At 65.0% G+C, this 1,930-nt stretch carries 2 protein-coding genes; both read right to left on the bottom strand.

Annotated features, from left to right (window positions below):
- Positions 1 to 915 (bottom strand): carbohydrate ABC transporter permease, encoded by a 915-nt coding sequence (locus ABGB06_RS39330; RefSeq protein WP_347600526.1) that lies wholly within the window; start codon positions 913 to 915, stop codon positions 1 to 3.
- A gap of 47 nt (positions 916 to 962) precedes the next feature.
- On the bottom strand, positions 963 to 1,930 hold a 968-nt coding region (locus ABGB06_RS39325; RefSeq protein ID WP_347600523.1), incomplete at its 5' end, for an ABC transporter permease subunit.

The raw sequence follows: 1,930 nt of genomic DNA, 5'->3' as shown, positions 1-1,930 counted from the left end.
TCAGCCCTTGATGGCGCCGATGAGCATGCCCTTCTTGAAGTGGCGTTGGACGAAGGGGGAGAGGATGGCGACGGGGAGGAGCGCGAGGATCATGACGGCGGTCTGGACGCTGATGCTGGGGACCTGGCCGGAGGCGATCATCTCGGACATGCCGGTGGGTCGTTCGCGGCGGACCACGATCTGGTAGAGGACGTTCTGCAGGGGGAGTTTGTCCTGTTCCTGGATGTAGATGAAGCCGGCGAACCAGCTGCCCCAGTAGCCCACCGCGTAGAACAGCGCGATCACGGCCAGTACCGCGCGGGAGAGTGGGAGGACGATCTGGAGCAGGATGCGGAACTCGCTGGCGCCGTCGATGCGGGCGGAGTCGATGAGTTCGGAGCCGATGTTCATGAAGAACGCGCGTAGGACGAGGATGTTGAAGACGTTGACGGCCATGGGCAGGACCAGCGCGCCGTAGGAGTTCATCAGCCCCAGCTCCTGGATGAGGAGGTAGGTGGGGATGATGCCGGCGCCGCCGAAGAACATCGTGCCCATCATGGTGATGAGGATGGGGCGGTGCCACAGGGAGCCCATCCGGGTGAGGCCGTAGGCGGCCAGGATGGATATCGCCATGGAGAAGGCGGTGCCGATGGTGGTGATGCCGATGGAGACCCACATGGCGCGGGCGACCTGTCCGCCGGCGAGGAGTTCGCGGTAGGCGTCCAGGGTGATGCCGTCGGGCCACACGACCAGGCCGCCGGTCTTGGAGATGGTCTCGGCGTCGGACAGGCTGGTGATCAGCACGATCCAGACGGGGAAGAGGATCGCCAGCAGCGCGATGCCCAGGATGACGCCCTTGGCGGTCAGCCCGACCCGGGTGGGAGGTTCCTCCCAGGCGGGGCGTTGCCGTTTGCCCTTCTCGTCGTCGTCCGTCATCAGGACGCTGGCCTCGGCGGCGTCGGTGTCCTTGGTGATGGTGGCGCTCATTGTTTCTTGTACACCCCCTGCTCGCCCATCGCGTGAGCGACTCGGTTGGCCGCGATCACCAGGGCGACGCTGAAGATGCCCTTGACGATGCCGATGGCCGCGGCGTAGCTGTAGTCGCCGTTCTCGATGCCGCGGTTCCAGATGTAGGAGTCCAACACTTCTGAGGCGCCGGGCCCGACCGCGGTGCGTTGGATCAGGAACTGTTCCATGCCGACGGTGAGGATGTTCCCGACCTGCAGGACCAGCAGCAGCGCGATGACGGGGCGCAGGGCGGGGAGGGTGACGTGCCACATCCGGCGCCAGCGGTGCGCGCCGTCCACGGCCGCCGATTCGTAGAGTTCCTGGTTGACGGTGGACAGTGCGGCGAGGAAGACGATGATGCCCCAGCCGGCGTCCTTCCAGATGACCTGGAAGGTGATCAGCCATTTGAAGAAGCCGGGGTCGGTCATCAGGTCGAAGCCGTCGCCCCAGCCGTTGTCCCGCATGGTCTGGGCGATCAGTCCGGCGCCGCCGAAGATCTGCTGGAAGACGGTGATCACCAGCACCCAGGAGAAGAAGTGCGGCAGGTAGAGGATGGCCTGGGACCAGGCCCGTACCTTGCTGTGGAGGAAGCTGTTGATCAGCAACGCCAGCGCGATCGGTACGGGGAAGAAGAAGAACAGCTGGAGCGAGGCGAACACCAGGGTGTTCTCCACGGCGTTCCAGAAGTCGTGGTCGTCGAGCATCCGCTCGAAGTTCTCCAGCCCGGTCCAGGCGCTGGCGGCCATCGAGTCGAAGAAGTTGTCCCCGAGGTAGGGCTCGTAGAACTGGAACGCGATCGCGTTCGCCGCGATCGGGATGTACGCGAAGACCGCCAGGAGGATCAGCACCGGCAGCGTCATCAGGATCAGCGGATAGTCCCGCCGCAGCTTGTGCCGGAACGTGATCCCACCACGCAGCCGAGGATCGTCACGACGACGACGGG

Origin of the sequence: Streptomyces sp. B6B3 (assembly GCF_039871525.1) — a bacterium.
Lineage (GTDB): Bacteria > Actinomycetota > Actinomycetes > Streptomycetales > Streptomycetaceae > Streptomyces.
Note: the sequence above shows the minus strand (reverse complement) of the source record. Positions and strands in the feature narration are given on the sequence as shown.